Below are 3,998 nucleotides of genomic sequence, written 5' to 3'. Positions count from 1 at the left end.
TCACAACAGTATGCAACGAACGGCTCAACCGGAGCATCACCAGTACTGATGAAGTCTCGCAAATGGTGGACGTTCGGTGACTAGGCGCGAGGAGCCGTCAGCAGATCGGAGTCTGCCGGCGACTGTTCACTCACCGCGGGCACCGTCACGGTTGCCAGGCAGCCCCGCGGATCGTCGACGGTGCGCAGCCGCACCGTGCCGCCCTCGCGGGCGAGGAGTTGGGCGCTGATGTAGAGCCCGAGGCCCGAGCCGCCCGCGGACTCGTCCTTCACACCGCGGGTGAGCAGCGCGTCGGCGTCGGCGCCCGGCGGCAGCCCCGGGCCGGAGTCGCGGACCTCGACCACGATGTCGGCGCCGCGGCGCCGGGCCCTGACCTGCACGGCGGCCCCTGGAGCGTGACGATCGCAGTTGGCGAGCAGGTTCGTCATGACCTGGGCGAGCACCGCGGACTCCCCGCACGCGCGCAGCCCCGGGACGATGTCGAGGTCCGGTCCGCGGTCGCCGGAACGCAGCGCGACGAGCCCCTCCAGCACCGGCGCCACGGCGTACTCGGCCAGGGGTGGGCCGACGTCGGGCTCGGGTTCCCCGCCGTCGAGGATCCGGTGCAGGCGCCCGAGCTCGGCCAGCACGGCGTGCTTGAGCCGCTCGTGGTCCTCGCCGCCGGTGTCGGCGCTGAGCAGGTGCGTGATGCCGGCCAACCCGGCGAGGCCGTTGCGCAGCTCGTGGTCGCGTTCGGCGGCGAGCTCGCCGGCCCGCTCCATGTGGATCGCCGCGACCGCGAGCTCCTCCTGCTGCTGCCAGTGCTCCGACCGCATCGTCGCCATCGCCCGCTGGACCATCTGTGCCAGCCCCACCAGCACGACGGTGAGCCCGACGAGCCGCAGCGCGGGGAAGGCGAGGTTCGTGGTGATCGTCGGCGTCGTGATGCCGACGCGGTAGATCTGCGCGATCGCCAGCACCACGAGACCGAGCCCGAGCCGCAGCCAGGGGGTCCACTGCCTGCGGATGCCCGCGACGGCGAACGAGACGGCCGCGGCCGTCCACCCGACGAGCACCGCGACGGTGACGAGCGGGCCCTCCACGAACCAGCGCAGCGGCGCGGAGTCGGGCAGCCGGAGTGCTGCGAGCGCGCAGACCCCGCCCGCGACCATGATCACCCAGCCGCCCCAGAACCCGAGGGAGCGGGGCGGCCGGGTCGAGAGCAGCAGGAGCACGAGCGCCACGACGTACGCCACGAGGCGCGAGGCGCGATGGGAGACGTCCAGGTCGGCGGTCGAGAGGGTGGCCCAGGGCAGGACGACCACGCAGTACAGCACCAGCGCCGCGGCGACCCACGCGAGCTTCGCCTCCCCCAGCAGCCGCGACACGACGACCGCCAGGATCGCCGATCCCGCGCCGACAGCGGCGGCGCTCAGCGTGAGGATGTTGCCGGTGATCTGCACCGGCAGAGCGGCGAGCACCGTGTCGGCCTCGAGGAGCACCACCACCACGGCGCACAGCGCGGCGACGACGAGCACGTCGGCGAGCAGGCGGGACGACCAGCGCAGCGAGCGTGCGCCGCGCGACGCGAGCACACCGTCCGCCAACTGCTCACACCTCCGGATCACCCCGGCCACCTCGGACGGGTCGCAGCATAGAGCCGATCTGTGATGATCGCTCCGTCAGCGGCCCCGTCGCGGCGTCAGCGGCCGGTCGCCCTCCGGTACAGCGCCACCGCCTCGAGCTGCGAGCTGACCTCGAGCTTCACGAGGATCGCCCGGATCTGGGTGCGCACGGTGGCCAGCGAGACGACGAAACGGTCGGCCACCGCCTGGGCGCGGTGGCCCTGCGCCAGCTCCGCGAGCACCTCCCGCTCCCGCTGCGTGAGCTTGTCGATCTTGGAGTGGAGCTCGGCCCGCACCGACGACTGCTCGTGGAACAGGTCGATCAGCTTCTGCCGGCGCTCGGGAGCCATCACCTCGCGCCCGTCCGCCGCGGCCCGCGCCGACCGCAGCAGCGCGGGGAACGGCGCGTTCTTCGGCAGCCAGGCGACAGCCCCGTCGGCGAGCGCCCCGCCGATGCGGACGTGGTCGCCGCTGCCGGACAGGATCATGACCCGCCACCCGGCGGCGACCAGCGGCGCGACGAGGCGCACCCCGTCCAGGACGGCGCCCCGCCGGTCGCGGCCCAGGTCGAGGTCGAGCAGGGCGAGGCCCGGCGACAGTCCGCGCGCCTCGGCGAGGATGGCGTCGGCTCCCCCGGCCGTGCCGCACCAGTGCGCGACGAGCCCCTCGGAGCGCAGGCTCAGCATCAGCGAGGTGCCGACGAGCTCGTGGTCGTCGATGATCAGGACCGGCTTCTCGTACCGTCCTGCGGGCGTCGTTGTCACTCGATCGGGTGCCATCAGTTCCGGTGGTCGGGAATCCTTCGGTTGTTGACTCACCAACGATTCGACGGCACCACGGATGCGGTTCGAAAGGAGGGCTCGATCAGAGCGGTGTCCCGCCGTCTACGGGGGTGCCGCCGCGGGTGTGGTCGTGGGTGTGACGGTGGTGCTCGGGGTGACCGTGGTCGTCGGCGGGGCCACCGCCTTCGGGATGGCGTACGACGGTGGTGGTGGTGCCGGCGTCGTCGTGGTCGCCGACGTCGTCGTCACCGGGGGAGCGGTGGTCGTCGTGACCGGGGGCGTGGTGGTCGTCGTGACCGGGGGCGTGGTGGTCGTGACGGGCTTCGTCGTCGGCGGCACCGTGGTCGTCGTGACCACCGGCGTGGTCGTGGTCGTGGGTGCGGTGGTCGGCGTGACGGGCGTCCCGGCCGAGTCGGGGGGCGGCACCCCCACGCCGGAGCCCTGGACGGGGTAGAACGCGGCCCAGTCGACGTCCATCTGCGACGGTGTCAGCCCTGTGCCCCTGAAGTTGTCCAGCTGCAGGGTGAGGTGCATCGACCCGGGCGGGAGGATCGAGGTGTCGGCGGTCGACCACCACCGCACGCCGTCGACATAGTTCGCGATGCCGGTCGGCGTCCACTCCACGGCCCAGTTGTGCCACCGCGTCGCGTCGATGTCGACGGATCCGTGGACCTGCGAGTTCGAGGCGCCGTAGTGGAGGAAAGTGTCGGTCGTCTGCCGGGTGGGGTCGGACATCTCGGCGAAGTCGACCTCGCCGCCGACCGGCCAGTTCTCCGCGTCCGGCCAGAGCAGCATGACGGCGTGGTAGTCCGGGTCGGCCCTGGGCGCCCGCATCCTGACCTCCCAGCGGCCGTACTTGGCGCCGAAGTTCCACGCCATGCCGCCACTGGCGCCCTGCGCGTTGCCCGCGATCGTGAGGAAACCGTTCGCGACCGTGGCCGCCGACGGGCTGCGCGTGCCGTTCCCGGCGTGCCCCTGGCCGTTGTAGACACCCCAGTCGGCGAGCCCGGCGTCGAAGTTCTCGGCCTTGGACGGGGTGCCCCAGTTGAACATCTGGGCGGCAGTGGTGCCGCCGGTGGTGGTGACCGCCGTGCCGGGGGTCGACGCCGTGGGCGAGGTCGACGAGGACCCGGCCCGGTTGCTCGCGGTGCTGTTGCTGGTGGAGGTGGCCGGCAGTGGCGTGACCGTCGACGTCGCCTTCGATGCGGGGAGTGCCGCGGCCGCGGGGTGGGCCGCTGTGGCCGGTGCCGTCGCCGTCGTTGTGGCACCGGAGGTGGTCGCCGGGACCGACGCGGACTCCGCCACCGTCCCGCCTGCCCCGGTCGAGGTCGTCGGGGAGCCCGTGGCGTCGGGAGAGCCGCCTGCGAGGGCGCTCGCGGGCGGGGTCTCAGCGGTCCCCGCGGCGGCGGCTCCCGCACAGCCGCCGTCCGGGAGCGCAGCACACACAGCCGCCGGGAACCGGCCACTGATCAGCTCCGCCGCCATGGCAGCGGACGGACCCACACTGCTCACGACGAGCATGGCGATGGAGCCGACGGCGCAATAGGCCCGGACCTTCGGCAGCACCTGACCACTCCTTCGGTGGCGTGTTCCCCGAGGTCGCGCCGTTTCT

The 3,998-nt window shown here is 72.9% G+C and carries 4 protein-coding genes; 1 reads left to right on the top strand and 3 read right to left on the bottom strand.

The window, feature by feature from the left end; genetic code table 11:
• Positions 1 to 80 precede the first annotated feature (80 nt).
• From JWR81_RS18275 to JWR81_RS18265, 3 genes are all read right to left on the bottom strand, one after another.
• Complete coding sequence (locus JWR81_RS18275; protein WP_297653867.1) at positions 81 to 1,586, bottom strand: ATP-binding protein; 1,506 nt, start codon at positions 1,584 to 1,586, stop codon at positions 81 to 83.
• A gap of 95 nt (positions 1,587 to 1,681) precedes the next feature.
• Positions 1,682 to 2,383, bottom strand: a complete 702-nt coding sequence (locus JWR81_RS18270) for a response regulator transcription factor (RefSeq protein ID WP_297653864.1) — start codon at positions 2,381 to 2,383, stop codon at positions 1,682 to 1,684.
• Between the two features lie 105 nt (positions 2,384 to 2,488).
• Positions 2,489 to 3,439 carry a glycoside hydrolase family 16 protein gene (locus JWR81_RS18265; protein WP_297653861.1) on the bottom strand — a complete coding sequence of 317 codons (951 nt, stop codon included), beginning with the start codon at positions 3,437 to 3,439 and terminating at the stop codon, positions 2,489 to 2,491.
• Between JWR81_RS18265 and JWR81_RS18260 the strand changes: the two genes are divergently transcribed.
• A complete protein-coding gene (locus JWR81_RS18260; RefSeq protein WP_297653858.1) occupies positions 3,432 to 3,932 on the top strand; it encodes a hypothetical protein in 501 nt (166 codons plus the stop codon). The two genes, JWR81_RS18265 and JWR81_RS18260, sit on opposite strands and share 8 nt — an antisense overlap.
• Positions 3,933 to 3,998 lie beyond the last annotated feature (66 nt).

Origin of the sequence: Pseudonocardia sp. (genome assembly GCF_025965585.1) — a bacterium.
Lineage (GTDB): Bacteria > Actinomycetota > Actinomycetes > Mycobacteriales > Pseudonocardiaceae > Pseudonocardia.
The sequence above is the reverse complement of the archived record's forward strand: the minus strand, read 5'-3'. Positions and strand labels throughout refer to the sequence as shown.

Excerpts from the sequence above, each read along its gene's own strand:
- JWR81_RS18270 (WP_297653864.1), bottom strand. The coding sequence starts at position 2,383 with ATGGCACCCGATCGAGTGACAACGACGCCCGCAGGACGGTACGAGAAG.
- JWR81_RS18265 (WP_297653861.1), bottom strand. The coding sequence starts at position 3,439 with ATGTTCAACTGGGGCACCCCGTCCAAGGCCGAGAACTTCGACGCCGGG.